The organism is Microbacterium sp. MYb64, assembly GCF_002979495.1.
Classification (GTDB): domain Bacteria; phylum Actinomycetota; class Actinomycetes; order Actinomycetales; family Microbacteriaceae; genus Microbacterium; species Microbacterium azadirachtae_A.
Window position 1 is genome coordinate 48870 of sequence record NZ_PCOW01000019.1, and the last position, 15834, is coordinate 64703.

Annotated in this window: 17 protein-coding genes; 11 read left to right on the plus strand and 6 right to left on the minus strand. The window is 71.4% G+C overall.

All coding sequences use genetic code 11. The features are described from left to right. Window positions 1–190: 190 nt before the first annotated feature. The gene (locus CQ044_RS15175) at window positions 191–1387 is read right to left on the minus strand and encodes an HRDC domain-containing protein (protein ID WP_105689237.1); all 1197 of its coding nucleotides are present in this window, start codon (window positions 1385–1387) and stop codon (window positions 191–193) included. Next, entirely contained in the window at window positions 1380–1961 is a 582-nt protein-coding gene (locus CQ044_RS15180) for a DUF3000 domain-containing protein (RefSeq protein WP_045273020.1), read from the minus strand. The genes CQ044_RS15175 and CQ044_RS15180 overlap by 8 nt, the downstream gene beginning before the upstream one ends. 25 nt (window positions 1962–1986) lie before the next feature. On the opposite strand from CQ044_RS15180, the gene CQ044_RS15185 reads away from it, so the two are divergent. Then, the gene (locus CQ044_RS15185; protein ID WP_105689238.1) at window positions 1987–3147 is read left to right on the plus strand and encodes an alpha/beta hydrolase; all 1161 of its coding nucleotides are present in this window, start codon (window positions 1987–1989) and stop codon (window positions 3145–3147) included. An 85-nt stretch (window positions 3148–3232) separates the two neighbouring features. Here the strand turns inward: CQ044_RS15185 and CQ044_RS15190 are convergent, their stop codons facing one another. Together CQ044_RS15190 and CQ044_RS15195 are read right to left on the minus strand one after the other, a co-directional pair. Next, window positions 3233–3682 (minus strand): SufE family protein, encoded by a 450-nt coding sequence (locus tag CQ044_RS15190; protein WP_105689239.1) that lies wholly within the window; start codon window positions 3680–3682, stop codon window positions 3233–3235. A gap of 18 nt (window positions 3683–3700) precedes the next feature. Further along, window positions 3701–4594 carry a sulfurtransferase gene (locus CQ044_RS15195; protein WP_105689240.1) on the minus strand — a complete coding sequence of 298 codons (894 nt, stop codon included), beginning with the start codon at window positions 4592–4594 and terminating at the stop codon, window positions 3701–3703. Window positions 4595–4772: 178 nt separating this feature from the next. On the opposite strand from CQ044_RS15195, the gene zapE reads away from it, so the two are divergent. From zapE to CQ044_RS15210, 3 genes are all read left to right on the plus strand, one after another. Then, the gene (gene zapE, locus CQ044_RS15200; RefSeq protein WP_105689241.1) at window positions 4773–5825 is read left to right on the plus strand and encodes a cell division protein ZapE; all 1053 of its coding nucleotides are present in this window, start codon (window positions 4773–4775) and stop codon (window positions 5823–5825) included. Window positions 5826–5956: 131 nt separating this feature from the next. After that, window positions 5957–7192: an ammonium transporter gene (locus tag CQ044_RS15205; protein WP_045273025.1), complete on the plus strand. Its 1236-nt coding sequence runs from the start codon at window positions 5957–5959 to the stop codon at window positions 7190–7192. Window positions 7193–7233: 41 nt separating this feature from the next. After that, a complete protein-coding gene (locus CQ044_RS15210) occupies window positions 7234–7824 on the plus strand; it encodes a type II toxin-antitoxin system PemK/MazF family toxin (protein ID WP_258133336.1) in 591 nt (196 codons plus the stop codon). 194 nt (window positions 7825–8018) lie between these two features. On the opposite strand, the gene CQ044_RS15215 is transcribed toward CQ044_RS15210, so the two are convergent. Both CQ044_RS15215 and CQ044_RS15220 read right to left on the minus strand, forming a co-directional pair. Beyond that, a complete protein-coding gene (locus tag CQ044_RS15215) occupies window positions 8019–8420 on the minus strand; it encodes a hypothetical protein (RefSeq protein WP_105689242.1) in 402 nt (133 codons plus the stop codon). Between the two features lie 4 nt (window positions 8421–8424). After that, window positions 8425–9171, minus strand: a complete 747-nt coding sequence (locus tag CQ044_RS15220; protein ID WP_105689243.1) for a CDP-alcohol phosphatidyltransferase family protein — start codon at window positions 9169–9171, stop codon at window positions 8425–8427. Between the two features lie 29 nt (window positions 9172–9200). On the opposite strand from CQ044_RS15220, the gene CQ044_RS15225 reads away from it, so the two are divergent. Genes CQ044_RS15225 through CQ044_RS15255 form a run of 7 tightly spaced genes read left to right on the plus strand, consistent with a single transcriptional unit; the run spans window position 9201 to window position 15824 of the window. Continuing rightward, window positions 9201–10223 carry a zinc-binding alcohol dehydrogenase gene (locus tag CQ044_RS15225; RefSeq protein ID WP_105689244.1) on the plus strand — a complete coding sequence of 341 codons (1023 nt, stop codon included), beginning with the start codon at window positions 9201–9203 and terminating at the stop codon, window positions 10221–10223. Further along, complete coding sequence (locus CQ044_RS15230) at window positions 10220–10615, plus strand: 6-carboxytetrahydropterin synthase (protein WP_105689245.1); 396 nt, start codon at window positions 10220–10222, stop codon at window positions 10613–10615. Before CQ044_RS15225 ends, CQ044_RS15230 begins: the two co-directional genes overlap by 4 nt. Next, window positions 10612–11640 carry a glycosyltransferase family 4 protein gene (locus CQ044_RS15235; protein WP_105689246.1) on the plus strand — a complete coding sequence of 343 codons (1029 nt, stop codon included), beginning with the start codon at window positions 10612–10614 and terminating at the stop codon, window positions 11638–11640. The genes CQ044_RS15230 and CQ044_RS15235 overlap by 4 nt, the downstream gene beginning before the upstream one ends. Further along, window positions 11637–12452, plus strand: a complete 816-nt coding sequence (locus tag CQ044_RS15240) for an SAM-dependent methyltransferase (protein WP_105689247.1) — start codon at window positions 11637–11639, stop codon at window positions 12450–12452. Before CQ044_RS15235 ends, CQ044_RS15240 begins: the two co-directional genes overlap by 4 nt. Beyond that, entirely contained in the window at window positions 12440–13405 is a 966-nt protein-coding gene (locus tag CQ044_RS15245) for a lysylphosphatidylglycerol synthase transmembrane domain-containing protein (protein WP_105689248.1), read from the plus strand. Before CQ044_RS15240 ends, CQ044_RS15245 begins: the two co-directional genes overlap by 13 nt. Then, complete coding sequence (locus CQ044_RS15250) at window positions 13402–14154, plus strand: RibD family protein (RefSeq protein ID WP_105689249.1); 753 nt, start codon at window positions 13402–13404, stop codon at window positions 14152–14154. The genes CQ044_RS15245 and CQ044_RS15250 overlap by 4 nt, the downstream gene beginning before the upstream one ends. Next, window positions 14151–15824, plus strand: a complete 1674-nt coding sequence (locus tag CQ044_RS15255) for a CDP-alcohol phosphatidyltransferase (protein WP_105689250.1) — start codon at window positions 14151–14153, stop codon at window positions 15822–15824. Before CQ044_RS15250 ends, CQ044_RS15255 begins: the two co-directional genes overlap by 4 nt. Window positions 15825–15834 lie beyond the last annotated feature (10 nt).

The window sequence follows — 15834 nt, forward strand, 5'->3', positions numbered from 1 at the left end:
TATCCGGACCGCTGCGCGGAACGGATGGTCGCCGGCGCGCAGCTGCGCGCCGGACTTACAGTTTCGCACGTTCCGAGGAACGCGGTTCCCGAATTCGTGAGACCGAGTGTCAGCTCGATCACGCGCTCCGGGGGTGTTCCCTCAGCCTAGGAGCGGTGGGGGATCCGTGGAGGAATCGGTTGGGCTGAACCTACGAAGCGGTTCCGGGTGCCTCGTCCGCTGTTTGCGCGGCTTCCACAAAAGCATCCGCGATCCGCTGTGCGGTTTCCTCAATCTGCCAGGTCCTGGCCTCGCGCGCGGCGAGGGCGGATCCGATGGACGCGGCGTTGATCTCGGTGGGCGGTTCCCAGGCGATCCGGCGCAGCGTGTCGGGCGTGAGGAGGTTCTCCGTGGGCATCCCGAGCTCTTCGGCGTGCGCCTCGACGGCCGCACGGGCGGCCTTCAGTCGGGCATCGGCCTCGGGGTTGCGATCGGCCCAGGCGCGCGGCGGCGGGGGCGCGTCGCTGGGCACGCGCTCGCGCGGAGGGTCGGTGCGCTCACGGCCCCGCTCGATCGCGCTCCACCACCGGTCCAGCTGGCTGCGGCTCGCGCGCCCGGTGAAGGCGGAGACGGCCGCGAGCGCGCCCTTGTTCTGCGGATTCGCCTGCACGGCGGCGATCAGGGCGCGGTCCGGCACGAGGCGACCGGGGGAGACGTCGGACTCTCGGGCGAACTCCTCGCGCGCCTCCCACAGCTCACGGGCGACCGCGAGGTTCTTGGCGCCGCGCACCTGGTGCAGGCCGCTCAGGCGCCGCCACGGTTCCTCGCGCGGGGGCTTGGGCAGGCGGAGGCGCGTCGCCTCGAACTCCTCGGCGGCGAATGCCGTCTTGTGGGCGGTCTCGAGCTCGGAAGCGATGAAATCGCGCACGTCCACCAGGTGCAGGACGTCCAGCTCGGCGTACTCGAGCCAGGAGTTCGGCAGCGGTCGGGTCGACCAGTCCGCGGCGGAGTGCTCCTTGGCCAGGACGATGCCGAGGGCGCGCTCGACGACGGCGGCGAGGCCCACGCGCTCGTAGCCGAGCAGACGCGCGGCGAGCTCGGTGTCGAAGACGCGCGCGGGGTCGAGGCCCAGCTCGTGCAGCGACGGCAGATCCTGGCTCGCGGCATGGAAGACCCACTCCTCGGCGCCGATCGCCTCCTGCAACGGGACGAACGAGCTGATCGAGATCGGATCGAACAAGAACGCGCCGGCGTCGCGGCGGAAGGCCTGGACGAGATAGGCGCGCTGCGAGTAGCGGAAGCCGGAGGCGCGCTCCACGTCGACGGCGACGGGTCCCTGCCCCACAGCGAGCGTCTCGGCCGCTGCGACGAAATCCTTGTCGTTGTCGATGACGACGTAGTCAGTCACGGATGGTTCTCCTGGCGCCGAACACGGCGATGTCCTCTGAGCCCGGCGGCAGTCCCGCCAGCATTCCGACCAGCTCCGCCCATGCCTCGGCATGCGGGGCGAGGGGGCCGGTCGGCGACCACGACGCACGGAGTTCGATCTGCGCGCCGTCCCCTTCCGCAGCAAGGCCCCCGAATCCCTTCGAGAGGGTCTTCGTCGAGGTTCCGGATGCGGAGTGATGCGTCGCGCCCCGCGAGCCGAGCGCGTCGATCAGCCAAGACCACGCTACATCCGCCAGCAGCGGATCGGTGCCGATCTCGGGCTCGAGCGGTGCCTGCGCGAACGCGACGATGCGCCACGGTCCGCCCCAGGCGTCGGGCTCGGCCGGATCGTGCAGCAGCACGAACCGTCCCGTGCCGTAGAGGGAGTCGCCGTTCTCGTCGGGGCGCACGTCCGCCGCGAGCGCCAGAGCATCGGGCGCGAGGCCGGACGGTGCGGGAATCTCGCGCACCACGATGTCGTCGCGGAATCGCAGCGCCCGCAGTTGCTCAGCAGCAAGCGCGAAGACGCCGTCGGGTCCGGGATGAGCGCTCACGCGGACAGACTAGAGTCAGGAGGCGATGAAGAGTCTCAGGCACGCCGCGACGATCGGCGCGATCGCGCTGGCAGGCGCCGCGGCTCTCGGCGCGGCGATCGGCGGAGCCCTGGTGCTGCGCATCGCGCGGCAGGTGATCACCCCGGCCCCGCGCAAGAACGACACCGACGTGCTGGCCGTCGACACAGGGACGCAGACGATCGAGCTCGCGCGCACCCCTGACACCGAACTGCCGGGGCGCTACGGCCTGTACGTCGAGGGAACGCCTGGCTACGTGAAGCTGGGCGCGGTGCTGCACGCGGACGCGCTCAGCGTGCGCCGCAAGCTCCTGACCCAGATCGAACCCGGCGCGGAAGTGGGGCGCAGGGCCGGCTTCAGCGGCTACTACTACCTCGCGCCCGGGGAGCTGCACCTGCCCTATGAATCGGTGCTGATCGGGACGCCGGCGGGGCCGTGCCCTGCATGGCTGTTCCCCGCGGAATCGAAGACCTGGGTGATCCAGGTGCACGGCCGGGGCGCCACCCGTTCCGAGTGCCTGCGCGCCGTCCCCGTGCTGCACGCCGCGGGACTACCGGTGCTCATCGCCTCCTACCGCAACGACGGGGAGGGGCCGCGCACCCGCCCAGGATCCTACGGACTCGGGGCGACGGAATGGCGCGACATCGACACCGCGATCGCCTACGCGCTGCGTCATGGCGCGGAGCGGATCCTGCTCATGGGCTGGTCGATGGGCGGAGCGATCGCTCTGCAGACCCTGGTGACCTCCGATCACGGCGGCGCGGTCGTCGGCATGATCCTGGACTCGCCGGTCGTGGACTGGCGCACGGTGCTGCGCTTCCAGGCGAAGGCCATGAAGCTGCCGGATCCGCTTCCGCAGCTCGCGATGGACGCCCTGGAGCAGCCTTGGTCGGCGCGGCTCAGCGGTGCGGACGAGGCCATCGCCTTCGACGCCCTGGACATGGTCGCCCGCTCCGCCGAGCTGGATGTGCCGATCCTGCTGATGCACAGCGACGACGACGGCTTCGTGCCCTCGGACGCCTCTCATGCCCTGGCCCTGGCGCGTCCGGATCTGGTGACGATGCCGCCGTTCACCGGAGCGCGCCACACCAAGCTCTGGAACTACGACCAGAATCGCTGGACCGACGCGATCACCGACTGGCTCGGAGAGCACGGCTTCGCGGACTGACCGCGAGACTCCACCTGGGCGACGAGAATTCGCTCCGGCGGTGCTGTCTCGTCGCGGAGATGGAGTCTCGCGGTCAGGATGTGGCTCAGGCGGCGGCGAGGCGGGTGCGCACCTGGCGTTTGGCGCGCATGAGCATGCCGGTCATGCCGGAGATGCGGAGCGGCGAGACCACCCTGGTCAGCCCGATCGACTGGGGGAAGTCGTCGGGGATCGCGAGCACGGCCTCCGGGCTGAGACCCGCGATGCCCTGCGCGAGGATGCTCGCGAAGCCTCGGGTGGTCGGAGCCTCAGCGGGCGCCGTGGCGTGCATCGTCACGGCGCCGCCGGTCAGCTCGAGGTAGATGTACACCGGCGACTGGCACTCGGCCACTCGCTCGGTCATCTCGGGGTGCGTCGCGACCTCGTCCGAGACCGCGGGCAGCTCGTTCGAGAACTCGAGGAGGAGCTGCAGCCGGTCGGATTCGGGGAGCTCGAGGAACTCGTCCCTGATCTCGGCGAGGGAGTCGGGGAGGACGAAGGCGGGGGTGTCGGACATCCCCGCCATTCTCCCACGTCAGAGCGTCCCGGGCTCCTCGCCCGTGACGATCGGGACGCGCACGGCGCTGCCCCATTCGGTCCAGGAGCCGTCGTAGTTGCGCACGTTCTCGAAGCCGAGCAGGTGCTTCAGCACGAACCAGGTGTGGGCGGAGCGCTCGCCGATCCGGCAGTACGCCACGACGTCGTCGCCGGCCTCGAGGCCCGCGCCGTCGAGGTAGATCGTCTCCAGCTCGGTGCGGGGCTTGAATCCGCCGTCCTCGGCGACGGCCTTGGCCCACGGCACGTTCTGCGCGGTGGGGATGTGGCCGGCGCGCAGCGCGCCCTCCTCGGGGTAGGCGGGCGCCGAGGTCCGCGAGCCGTTGTACTCCTCGGGCGAGCGCACGTCGATGAGCGGATTGCCGAGGTGCGCGAGCACGTCGTCCTTGTAGGCGCGCAGCACCGAGTCGTCGCGCTCCACGACCGGGTACGCGGTAGCGGCCCGCTCCGGAAGCGCCGTCGTGATCTCTCGACCCTCGGAGATCCAGCGGTCGCGCCCGCCGTCGAGCAGCCGCACATCCTCGTGGCCGAAGAGGGAGAACACCCAGAGCGCATAGGCGGCCCACCAGTTGTTCTTGTCGCCGTAGATGACGACGGTGTCGTCACGCGAGATGCCCTTGCGGCCGAGGAGAGCGGAGAAGCCCTCGCCGTCCACGTAGTCGCGCACGACGGGGTCGTTGAGCTCGGTGTGCCAGTCGACCTTCACCGCACCGGGGATGTGCCCGGTCTCGTAGAGCAGCACATCCTCGTCGGACTCCACCACGACCAGGCCCGGTTCGCCGAGGTGCGCGGCGAGCCAGTCGGTGCTGACGAGCCGGCCGGGCTCGGCGTATTCGGCGAACGATGCGGATGTGGTGTCGAACTCGACGGTCACAGGGGGCTCCCTCGGAGGTGGTGATGCAGGGCGACGATGTCCGTGAACGGCCCGTCGCGCGCGATGACGCGCGGTGAAACCGGTGACGGCGACGGCGTAGGGTTGATCCGTCTCTTCGACACTAGAACCCCGTGCGCCCCTGCGCACCCGCCGGGTAAGACTTCGACACAGGATCCGAATGACCGATCAGGCCGCCACCTCCGGCGTCGTCCACCTCATCGACCGCCAGCCGCAGATGACCGGCACCGAACTGCTGACGGGTCTTGTGCCGCCGCCGCAGTTCGACGGAGCGACGTTCGACAGCTACCGCTCCGACGCGGCCTACCCCTCTCAGGAGGAGGCCAAGCAGCATCTCCTGGCGTTCGCCACCGGTGCGCAGCAGGTCAAGCGCGGCGGCCTGTTCCGGCGGGCGCCGAAGGTCCCGGAGACGAAGCCCGGCGTCTACCTCGACGGAGGGTTCGGCGTCGGCAAGACCCACCTCCTCGCCTCGATCTACCACGCGATGCCCGCACGGCGGAAGTACTTCGGATCCTTCATCGAGTACACGGCGCTCGTCGGCGCACTCGGCTATCGCAACACCGTCGACCTGCTCCGCGGGTCCGATCTGCTCTGCATCGACGAGTTCGAGCTCGATGATCCGGGCGACACGATGGTCATGACGCGCCTGCTCGGCGAGCTCGTCGGCAGCGGCACGAAGCTCGCGGCCACCTCCAACACCCCGCCGAACGCGCTGGGCGAGGGCCGTTTCGCCGCGCAGGACTTCCTCCGGGAGATCCACGCGATGTCGGACAGCTTCGAGACGATCCGCATCGACGGCGTCGACTTCCGCCAGCGCGCGCTGGACGGGCACGCCGTCGCGCTGTCCGCCGAGGACTACGCCGAGCAGATCGCAGCGCTGAGCGCGGGCCATCGCGTGTCGGACGACGCGTTCGACGACATCGTCAAGCACCTCGCGCAGGTGCACCCGTCGCGCTACATCCGCCTCATCGCGGGCGTCGAAGCGCTGGGGATCCGCGAGGTGCGCCAGCTCACCGATCAGTCGGAGGCACTGCGGTTCGTCGCCTTCGTCGACCGCGCGTACGACGCTCAGCTCCCGGTGCTCGCGACGGGCCGCCCCCTCGACGAGGTGTTCAGCGAGGAGATGCTCGGCGGCGGCTACCGCAAGAAGTACCTGCGCGCCATCTCCCGCCTGAACGCGCTCTCGCACGCCGAACGCCCCGCCGCGGGCTGACAGCGACCTGCGAAACACGCTGTTCACACAGCGGCGGATCCTGTAACACCGCCGCAACATCCGCCTCGTTCCCGCGAAACACGGCGCGGCCACACTGAAACGCACGACGCGATCAGGTGGAGGCGCACAGCATGGAAGCAACAGGGAACATCTCCTGGGGAGTGACGGCGACGGCGCTGGTGCTGCTCATGACGCCGGGGGTGGCGTTCTTCTACGGCGGTCTCGTGAAGGCCAAGAGCGTCGTCAGCATGATGATGATGAGCTTCGGCGCGATCGGACTCGTCGCGGTGCTGTGGATCCTCTTCGGCTCTTCGATGGCGAGTGTGACGTCGCCCACCCAGTTCGCGGGCGACCCGTTCGCCGACTTCGGCCTCGCATCGCTCGCGAGCGGCAAGGGGTCCAACGTGGCGCTGCTCACGGTGGGTTACGGCGCCACCTTCGCCATCATCACGGTCGCCCTCATCTCCGGCGCCATCGCCGACCGGGCGAAGTTCGGCCCCTGGCTGATCTTCGTCGGCGTCTTCGCGACGGTCGGCTACTTCCCGATCGCCGCCTGGGTCTGGGGCGGCGGCTGGATCATGCACCTGGGTGCGATGCTGTTCGGCGCCGACAGCGGCATCGAGTTCATCGACTACGCCGGCGGCACCGCCGTGCACATCAATGCGGGCGCCGCCGCCTTCGCCCTGGCCCTCGTGCTCGGCAAGCGGATCGGATTCCAGAAGGGCATCCAGAAGCCGCACAACGTGCCGCTCACGCTCCTCGGCGCCGCGCTGCTGTGGTTCGGCTGGTTCGGCTTCAACGCCGGGGCGCAGTGGACCACGAAGGGCATGGACGGCGTCGGCCTCATCACGATCAACACCTTCGGAGCCGCGGCTGCGGGCATCCTCGGCTGGATCCTCGTGGAGCGGATCCGCGGCGGCAAGGCCACCTCGATCGGCGCGGCCAGCGGCGCGGTCGCCGGTCTCGTGGCGATCACCCCGGCGTGCGCCAACCTGACGCCAGGGTGGGCGCTGCTGCTGGGCGCCCTGACCGGCGCGGTGTGCGCCCTGGCGGTCGAGCTGAAGTTCCGCCTCGGCTTCGACGACTCGCTCGACGTGGTCGGCCTGCACCTGGTCGGCGGCTTCATCGGCACGATCTACCTCGGCTTCTTCGCCACCGGACAGGGCCTGTTCACGGGCGGCGACATCCGGCTGCTCGTGGTGCAGGTGCTGGCGTCCGGCGGCGTGCTGATCTACTCCTTCGTCGTGGCGCTGGCGATCGGCCTCGCCATCGAGAAGACCATCGGATTCCGTGTCACCAGCGAGGACGAGATCGCCGGCGTCGACCTCGTGGTGCACGGCGAGGAGGGCTACGCGCTCACCTCCTGAGACCCGCGGGGATGCGGGACAGGCGCGGATAGGGTGTCGTTGTGACCACCAATGGCAACGGCATCCTGTCCGCGCTCCTCTCCGCCATCGCCGCGATCGCGAAGGCTCTCTCGAGCTCGTCCTCCCGTGCGGGGACGCCGCAGGGGACCGCAGGTCGAGGGGGAGTACGGCCTGCCGCCGGGACCGCGACGCTCGAGCCGACGCCCGGCCATGGCGGGGCCACCGAAACCATCGAGCTGGATCCCCGGTCCGTGCGCGCGCTGCGGGTCGCGTACGCGCCGCATCGCGACGGCGCACCGGACGCCGGTGAGATCGTGTGGACCTGGGTGCCCTACGCCGAGCGGGATGGGCGGGGCAAGGACCGGCCCGTGCTCGTGATCGCCACGCAGTCGGCGGAGCGGGTGTACGCGGTCAAGCTGACCAGCAAGTCGCACGACGGGGACCGCGATTTCCTCTCGCTCGGATCCGGCCCCTGGGACGGCCAGGGCAGGGAGAGCTGGGTCGACATCGACCAGCTCTACAGCGTGCACGTCTCCGGCGTGCGGCGCGAGGCGGCCGCCCTGGACCGCAACCGCTTCGAGCGTGTGGCGAGCGTGCTGGAGCGCCGGTTCGGATGGACCGCGGCCGCCTGAGGGCGGCTGCGACAAGGGCCGTCCCCGGCCCCGGCCGCGGCCCGCGAGCGCACGGCTAGCTGCCGAGTGCACGGCCTGTTGGCGTGCAGAACCCGTGCACCCGGCAGGATCCCGTGCACTCGGGCTCGGGACGCGACACGAGGCCGTGACCGACCGCGTGACCGCGGCCGCCTGAGGCCGTCCGAGCGAGCTGCTCAGCGACGCGTCGGCGATCCGCTCCGCAGCACGAGCACGGTCGTGACCGCGAGCACGACGATCCCGATCGCCTCCACGACGACCGTCTGGGGCACGAGGGTGAACGTCCACACCTCGGTGATGCCGAACAGCCCCACGGTGAGAGCGAGCAGGAGCGCGCCGAGCGTCGCGATCAGGAACAGCAGGGACAGCACCGTCGCGGCCTGCAGGAGCCGTCCGCGGAGCAGGGCCATCGCGACCGCGAGCACGAGCGCCGCGACGGCGTTGAGCACGAACAGCACGCCGAGGATCCCGCCGACCCCGTCGAACACGAGGAAGAGGTGGATCCCGCCGGTGGCGAGGAGGACGAGCGTGCTGAGGATCCGCATGACCCGCAGCGTCGGGGTGGTGGTCGACGTCATCGTGCTACCTGCTTCCGTCTCGAGCCGAGGCCTTCTGGAGTGACACGAGGCGCGCGTCCGTGCGGTTCATCCGCACCGTCCAGAGGATGTCGCGCCCGAACGACTCGAGCAGCAGCAGGAGCACCCCCGCCGCCGCGATGACGTCGACGACTGGGGGCAGCACCTGCGCCGCGATGACGGCGAGCACGATGCCGCAGACCGCGGCGACGACCTTGCGCCAGTACCGGTACGGCAGAGTGCGTCCGAGGATCGGCAGCACCCACGTGGCGGCGACGAACGCGTATCGCATGAGACCGATCGCGAGCACCCAGCCGCCCACGAACCGCGCGTCGTACACGCACAGCACGAGCAGCAGGAACGCGTCGACCTCCATGTCGAAGCGGGCGCCGAGCTCGCTCACGCTGTCGGTGCGGCGCGCGACATACCCGTCCACGCCGTCGAGGGCGAGCGCGACGGCCACGATCGTCACGAGGAGCACGGAGGAGATCCCGGCGTTGAGCGACGTCACGACGATGCTCGTCGCGACCCCGACGAGCATCGACCGGGTGGCTGTGACCGCGTTGGCGGCGCCGAAGCGCGTGCTGCCGCGGCGCAGGAGTCCTCGCGAGACCAGCACCGACGAAACGACCAGGTAGCCCACCGCAGCCGCCCATCCCGCGGGGGAGAGCGGCGTCGAAAGGGCACCGACCACGAGCAGCACGAAGACTCCTGCGGCCACCCAGAACCAGGGCGTGAACTGAACCTTTCGCATCCGGCCTCCGTGTTACTTTCATGGTAGTCATGGGTGACACGACGCAGCGGGCGGTCGAGGTTCACGCGGATCGCCCGGAGGCGGCGACCGCGTGGTGGACGACCGGCCATGGCCGCGGGGAGTTCCGGAGTGAGCCGGTGCGGTCTCCCACTCCTGGTGAGGCCTCGGTGCGCACCCTCTGGACGGGGATCAGCCGCGGCACGGAGTCTCTCGTCGCGCGCGGCATGGTCCCTCCCTCTGAGCAGGAACGGATGCGCGCGCCCTTCCAGGACGGCGACTTCCCGTTCCCGGTCAAGTACGGCTATCTCAACGTCGGGGTGGTCGAGGAGGGGCCGGCCGCGCTGCGCGGGCGGACGGTGTTCGCGCTGCTCCCGCACCAGTCCCGGTACGTCGCGACCGTGGAGGCCCTGGTTCCCGTACCGAGCGGCGTCCCGGCGCGGCGTGCGGTGCTCGCGGGCGCGGTGGAGACCGCCGTGAACGTGCTCTGGGACGCGGCTCCCGCCATCGGCGACCGCGTGCTCGTCGTCGGTGCCGGGATGATCGGCTGCGCTGTGGCGCGGCTGGCCTGCGGGATCCCCGGTGCCGAGGTCACCGTCGTCGATGTCGATCCGGAGAAGCAGCACGTCGTGGAGGCGCTCGGTGCGCGGTTCGCGGGCGCCGCGGATCCGCCCGGCGAGGCCGACGTGGTGATCGAGGCCAGCGGATCCGGTGCCGGGCTGCAGCTCGCCGTCCGGAGTGCGCCCACGGACGGCGAGATCGTCGTGGCGAGCTGGTACGGCGCCGGTCTCGTGCCGCTCGAACTCGGCGCGGACTTCCACTCCCGCCGACTGAGGATCCGGTCGAGCCAGGTCGGGGCGGTCGCCGCGAGCCATCGAGCCCGATGGACGACGCGGGACCGATTGACCCTCGCGCTCCGACTTCTGGAGGACCCCGCGTTCGACCTGCTGCTCGGGGCGACCGCATCCTGGCGACAGCTGCCCGAAGTGACCGCGGGTCTCGCCGACGGCACGGCGGCAGAGCTCTGCCAGACCATCGATTGGAGCCGGGAATGACCTTCGCCGTGACCGTCCGCGATCACCTGATGATCGCCCACAGCCTCCGGGGCGAGGTCTTCGGCCCCGCGCAGCGGCTGCATGGCGCGACCTATGTCGTCGATGCCTCGTTCCGCGCCGCCGCGCTCGATCCGAACGGGATCGTCGTGGACATCGGGCGGGCATCGGATGCGCTGCGGGAGATCGTCGGCGCCCTGTCGTATCGCAACCTCGACGACGAGCCCGACCTCGAGGGCGTCAACACCACGACAGAGCGGCTGTGCCAGATCATCGGCGACAGGCTCGCGGAACGCGTGCGCGACGGCGGTCTCGGCGATGCCCGGCTGACCGGCATCGCCGTGACGCTGCACGAGTCGCACATCGCCTGGGCGTCCTACGAGGTGACGATGTGACCGGCCGTCCGCTCGCCTTCCTCGTCCCGGAGGGGATCGACGACCCCGCACGGGTGAGCGGCGGCAACGTGTACGACCGGCGCATGCGCGACGGTCTGGGCGCCCGTGGGTGGCAGGTCACGACCGTCGAGACGAGGGACGGTTCCGGTGCGACGAGAGCACTCCGCGAGGTGCCGCGCGGAGCGACGGTGCTGGTGGACGGCCTCGTCGCCCTCAGGGCGCCTGAGGCGGTCGCCGCGGCGGCGGCTCGCGGGCGGACGGTGGTCCTCGCGCACATGGTCGCGGCCGCGTTCCCGGACGCGACCGCACCGACCGTGGCCGCCGAGCGTCTGGCGCTGACGGCGGCCGACCACGTTGTCGTGACGAGCCGGTGGACGGCGGAGGAGCTCCACCGCCGCGGGCTGGCGGCGCCTGATCGGGTGACGATCGCGCCCCCGGGAGTCGATGTGCCGGCAGAGCCGTCGCTCTCCGCTGCGGGGAAGGAGCCGCCCTGGCTCGATCTCCTCTGCGTGGGCGTCGTGGCGCCGCACAAGGGGCAGGATGTGCTGCTCGCCGCACTCGACCGGTTGCAAGGACGGGGCTGGACGTGCCGGATCGTCGGATCCTCGCGGCCCTTCGGCGCCTTCGCCTCCTCTGTGACGCGCGCCGCGAAGCGGTTCTCCGGCAGGGTGCAGCTCACCGGGGTGCTGGACGGTCCGCAGCTCGCCGCGGAGTATCGCCGCAGCGCGCTGCTCGTGGCGCCGTCCCGCGTGGAGAGCTCCGGCATGGCGATCGCCGAGGCCCGCGGCCACGGCGTGCCGGTCCTCGCGGCACAGGTGGGTGGCATCCCCGACACCGTGGCCGGAGGAGGGGCCGTCCTCGTCCCACCCGGCGACCCCGTCGCCCTCGCCGCAGCCCTCGACGCGTGGATGATGGATCCGGCTCTGCGCCGGAGACTCCGCGCCGAGGCCCGCGCGGCGAGCGCCGGTCTTCCGACCTGGTCCGGCGCGGTGGCCGCCCTGTCCACGGCGCTGGAGCCGTCATGAGCTCGCTCTCGACGACCACCCCGTCGTGGCTCGCGCTGCGGGCCGCCGCGGACGATGCCGCACGCTCGACCGAACTCGCCGTCCTGCTCGCACGCCTACTCCCGCTCGGGCCGGTCGTGCTGCACGACCTCGGCACCGGCACCGGCGGCATGACCCGGTGGCTCGCTCCGCGGCTGCCCGGCCCGCAGGAGTGGGTGCTGCGAGACGGGGATGCGGCGATACTCGGCCATCTCGACCTCGACGCCGTCACCGACGACGCCGGGCGGCCGATCCGCGTCACCGCACTCGTCGAGGCTCTCGAGACCCTGGAGCTCCGGGCGTTCGACGGTGCGTCCGCCGTGACGGCTTCCGCACTGCTCGACGTCGTCACCCGCGAGGAAGCGGCCCGCATCGTGCGTGCATGCGTCGAGGCCCGCGTTCCCGCGCTGTTCAGCCTCTCCGTGACGGGGGCGGTGGTCCTCGATCCTCCCGATGCCCTCGACACCGCGATCGGAGACGCCTTCAACGCGCACCAGAGGCGGGACGCCGAAGGGCGCCGGCTCCTGGGGCCGGACGCGGCCGCGGTTCTGATTCGGCTGTTCGCCGATGCCGGGTGGCGCGCCCGCACGGCCCCGGCACCGTGGCATCTCGGCGCGGCGGACACGCCTCTGACCGCCGCCTGGTTGGACGGCTGGGTCGGCGCCGCCGTCGAGCAGTGTCCCGAACTCGCCGACGAGGCCGAGGCCTATCTCGTGCGCAGAGCCGCACAGCTCGACGAGGGCGCATTGCGCGTCACCGTCTCGCACCAGGATGTGCTCGCATGGCCGCGGTGAGTCCTGCTCCCGAGGGCGTCACCGAACACGCGCCGGCCGCATCGGAGACGGGGCGCGACCGCCCGAGGATCCGTCTCGCCCTCCGCGTCGGGGCCGGGATCGCGATCCTCCTCGCGACCGCGCTGGTCGTCGGCTTCGGCCCCTTCCTGCGGGGGATCGCCGCGATCTCGCCGCTGTCCGTGCTGACGGCTCTCGCGCTGGCGGCGATCGCAACCGCGGCCGCCGCCTGGCGCTGGCGGGTCGTCGCGACCGGGTACGGACTGACGCTGAGCCGGCGCGCGGCGTTCACCGCCTACTACCGGTCGCAGTTCCTCAACGCGGTGCTGCCCGCGGGCGTTCTCGGCGACGTGCATCGCGCATGGGAGCACGGCCGCGACCAGACCCGCGTGGGCGACGCGGCGCGCGCGGTGGCCGTCGAGCGGACCCTCGGGCAGCTCGTCCAGATCGTGCTGACGCTCGCGATCCTGCTGCCGCTGGGCTTCGGGTCCTCGCTCGTGCCGCTCGTGTGGTGCGCGGTGGTGATCGCGGTCGTGGTCGCCGTCGTGGCGGCATCCGCAGCGCTCCTGTCAGGTCCGCGGCGGTTGCTGCGGCGGGAGTGGGCACTGCTGCGCCCAGTGCTGACCGGTCCTGCGGCGCTGTCGGCGATCGTCCTGGCCTCGGTCCTCGTAATGACGTCGCACCTCGCCCTGTTCATCGTGGCGGCCCTCGCGGTCGGTCTTCCGGTCGACGGCGGGATCGCGGCCGTCGGACTCGTCGTGCTGGCGGCGTCCGCGATCCCCCTCAACATCGGCGGTTGGGGGCCGCGGGAGGCGGTCGCTGGAGCCGCCTTCGCGTTCGCCGGCCTCGGCGCATCCGTCGGCGTGTCCGTCTCGACCGCATTCGGCGTGCTGGCCCTCATCGGCGTCGCACCCGGCGCGGTCGTGCTGTTCCTCGAACGGAGGAGGAGGTCATGAGCGAACGTCCGTACGTGACGCTCAGCTGCGCGATGTCGATCGACGGGTACCTCGACGGCTCAGCCCCGCGTCGCCTCGCGATGTCGAACGAGGCCGACTTCGACCGCGTCGACGAGGTGCGCTCCCGCAACGACGCGATCATGGTGGGCGCGTCGACGGTGCGCAGGGACAATCCGCGGCTGCTCGTGCGCGACGCCGGACGGCGCGCACGGCGGCTGTCCTCCGGGTGCGCCGTGTCGCCCGTGAAGGTGACGGTGACGGCATCGGGCGACCTCTCGCCGGACGCCGCGTTCTTCACCGTGGGCGACGTGCCGCGCCTCGTTTACACCCCGTCGGCCGGCGAGCGCGGACTGCGCGCACGGCTCGGCGACCGGGCGACCGTGGTCGGTCTCGGCGCGCAGGTCACGATGGCCGCTCTGCTCGACGACCTCGGCGAGCGCCGCGCGGTCCGCCGGCTCATGGTCGAGGGTGGCGGGACCGTGCTCACGCAGTTCCTGCAGGCCGATCTCGTCGACGAGCTGCAGCTCGTGATCGCGCCGTTCTTCGTCGGGGAGCCCGGTGCGCCTCGGGCCGCGGCTGCGGGGCGGTACCCCTGGACGGCCTCGCGTCGTGCGCGCCTGGCCGGCACTCAGCAGATCGGCGACGTGGTGCTCCTGCGCTATGCGCTGTCGGATCGCTGCGATGTCAGGCCGGACCCGGGTGGACCCGCCATGTCGGACGACGCGGCAGCTTCTTCCGAACGCCCATGAACACGTCCGTCCGGGGCCGGATCCCCTCGGCATCGCGCCTCGGTTCGTCCTCGCGGCGGGGGAGCGGCCTCGCCGCGAATGCGGTCGCGGTCGCGGTACTCGTCATGGTCCCGCTCGCTCCCGGGCTGCTGGCTGGGGACCGTTCCGCTGCGGGGTCGGTCGGTCTCATCGGCATCCCGGTGGAGTCCCTCCTGATCGTGCTTCTGCTCGTGATCGTGCCGTGGCGAGCCGTGCGCCGCGTCCTCGCCGGGATCTTCGGCGTGTTCGTCACCGCCGCGCTCGTGCTCACAGGGCTCGACCGCGGCTTCCGGGCGACCGTCGGCACCCCGTTCGTCCTCGTGGACTGGCCACAGCTCGGATCCGCCTACGGGGTGGTCGTCGACGCGGTGGGCGCCTTCTCCGCCCAGCTGATCCTCGTCGGCCTGCTGTGCGCGATCCTCGTGTGCGCGACGCTGCTGGCCTGGGCCGCGTTGCGCGTCTCGGTCGTGGTGCGCACGCGTGCGGCGGGACGGAGCGTGATCGCCGCGCTCGCGGTCGTCTGGCTGGTCGCGGGCGCCGTGGTGCCGCTGCCGACGGGCGCTCCGCTCGCCGCGGCCGCAGCTGTCGGATCCGTCGAGACGGCGGTGTCGCGCACCGAGAGCGTGCTCGCGGCGCAGGCCGCGGTCGCGCGCGCGATCGCGGAGGATCCGTTCGCGGATGTGCCGTCCACGCGGCTCCTCGCGGGACTCCGCGGCAAGGACGTCGTGATCGCGTTCGTCGAGAGCTACGGCCGGGTCGCTCTCGAGGGGCAGGGGATCTCCGCGGGCGTGACGGATGCGCTGCGCGCCGGGAACTCCTCCCTCGCCGCCGAGGGGTACTCCGCGCGCAGCGCCTGGCTCACGTCGCCCACCTTTGGCGGGCTCAGCTGGCTCGCGCACGGGACGCTGCAGACGGGCGTGTGGACGCCCACGCAGTCGTCGTACGACCAGCTCGTCGCGAGCGATCGTCTCTCGCTGAGCAGGGCCTTCGGCGAGGCAGGGTGGCGGACGGTGTCCGACGTGCCCTCGGACTCCGAGACCTGGAGCGTCGGGTCGTCGTTCTATCGCTACGACTCCCTGCTCGATGCCAGGGGCGTCGGCTATCGCGGGCCCGGTTTCGGATACGCCCGGATCCCGGACCAGTTCACGCTCAAGCACTTCGCCGACACCGAGCTCGCCGGGTCGCACGATCCCGTCATGGCCGAGATCGACCTGGTCTCGTCGCACACCCCGTGGGCGCCCCTGCCGCAGCTCGTGCCCTGGGAGCAGATCGGCGACGGGTCGGTCTACGATTCGCAGCCAGGTCAGAGCCAGTCCGCCGGCACGGTCTGGCAGGACGCGAAGACGGTCCAGCGCTTCTACGGTCAGTCGGTGCAGTACTCGCTCGGCTCCCTCTTCTCGTTCCTCGAGAACGTCGATGATCCGAACCTGGTGGTGATCGTCCTCGGCGATCACCAGCCCGCCGCGATCGTGAGCGGGTCCGGCGCCTCCCACGACGTGCCGATCAGCGTCATCGCCCGCGATCCGGCCGTCTTCACGGCGATCGACGACTGGAGCTGGACGCCGGGCCTGCGCCCGGGCGACGCCTCCCCGGTGTGGCGCATGGACGCCTTCCGGGATCGCCTGTTCGCGGCGTTCAGCGAGAGGCCCTGAACGGAAGCAG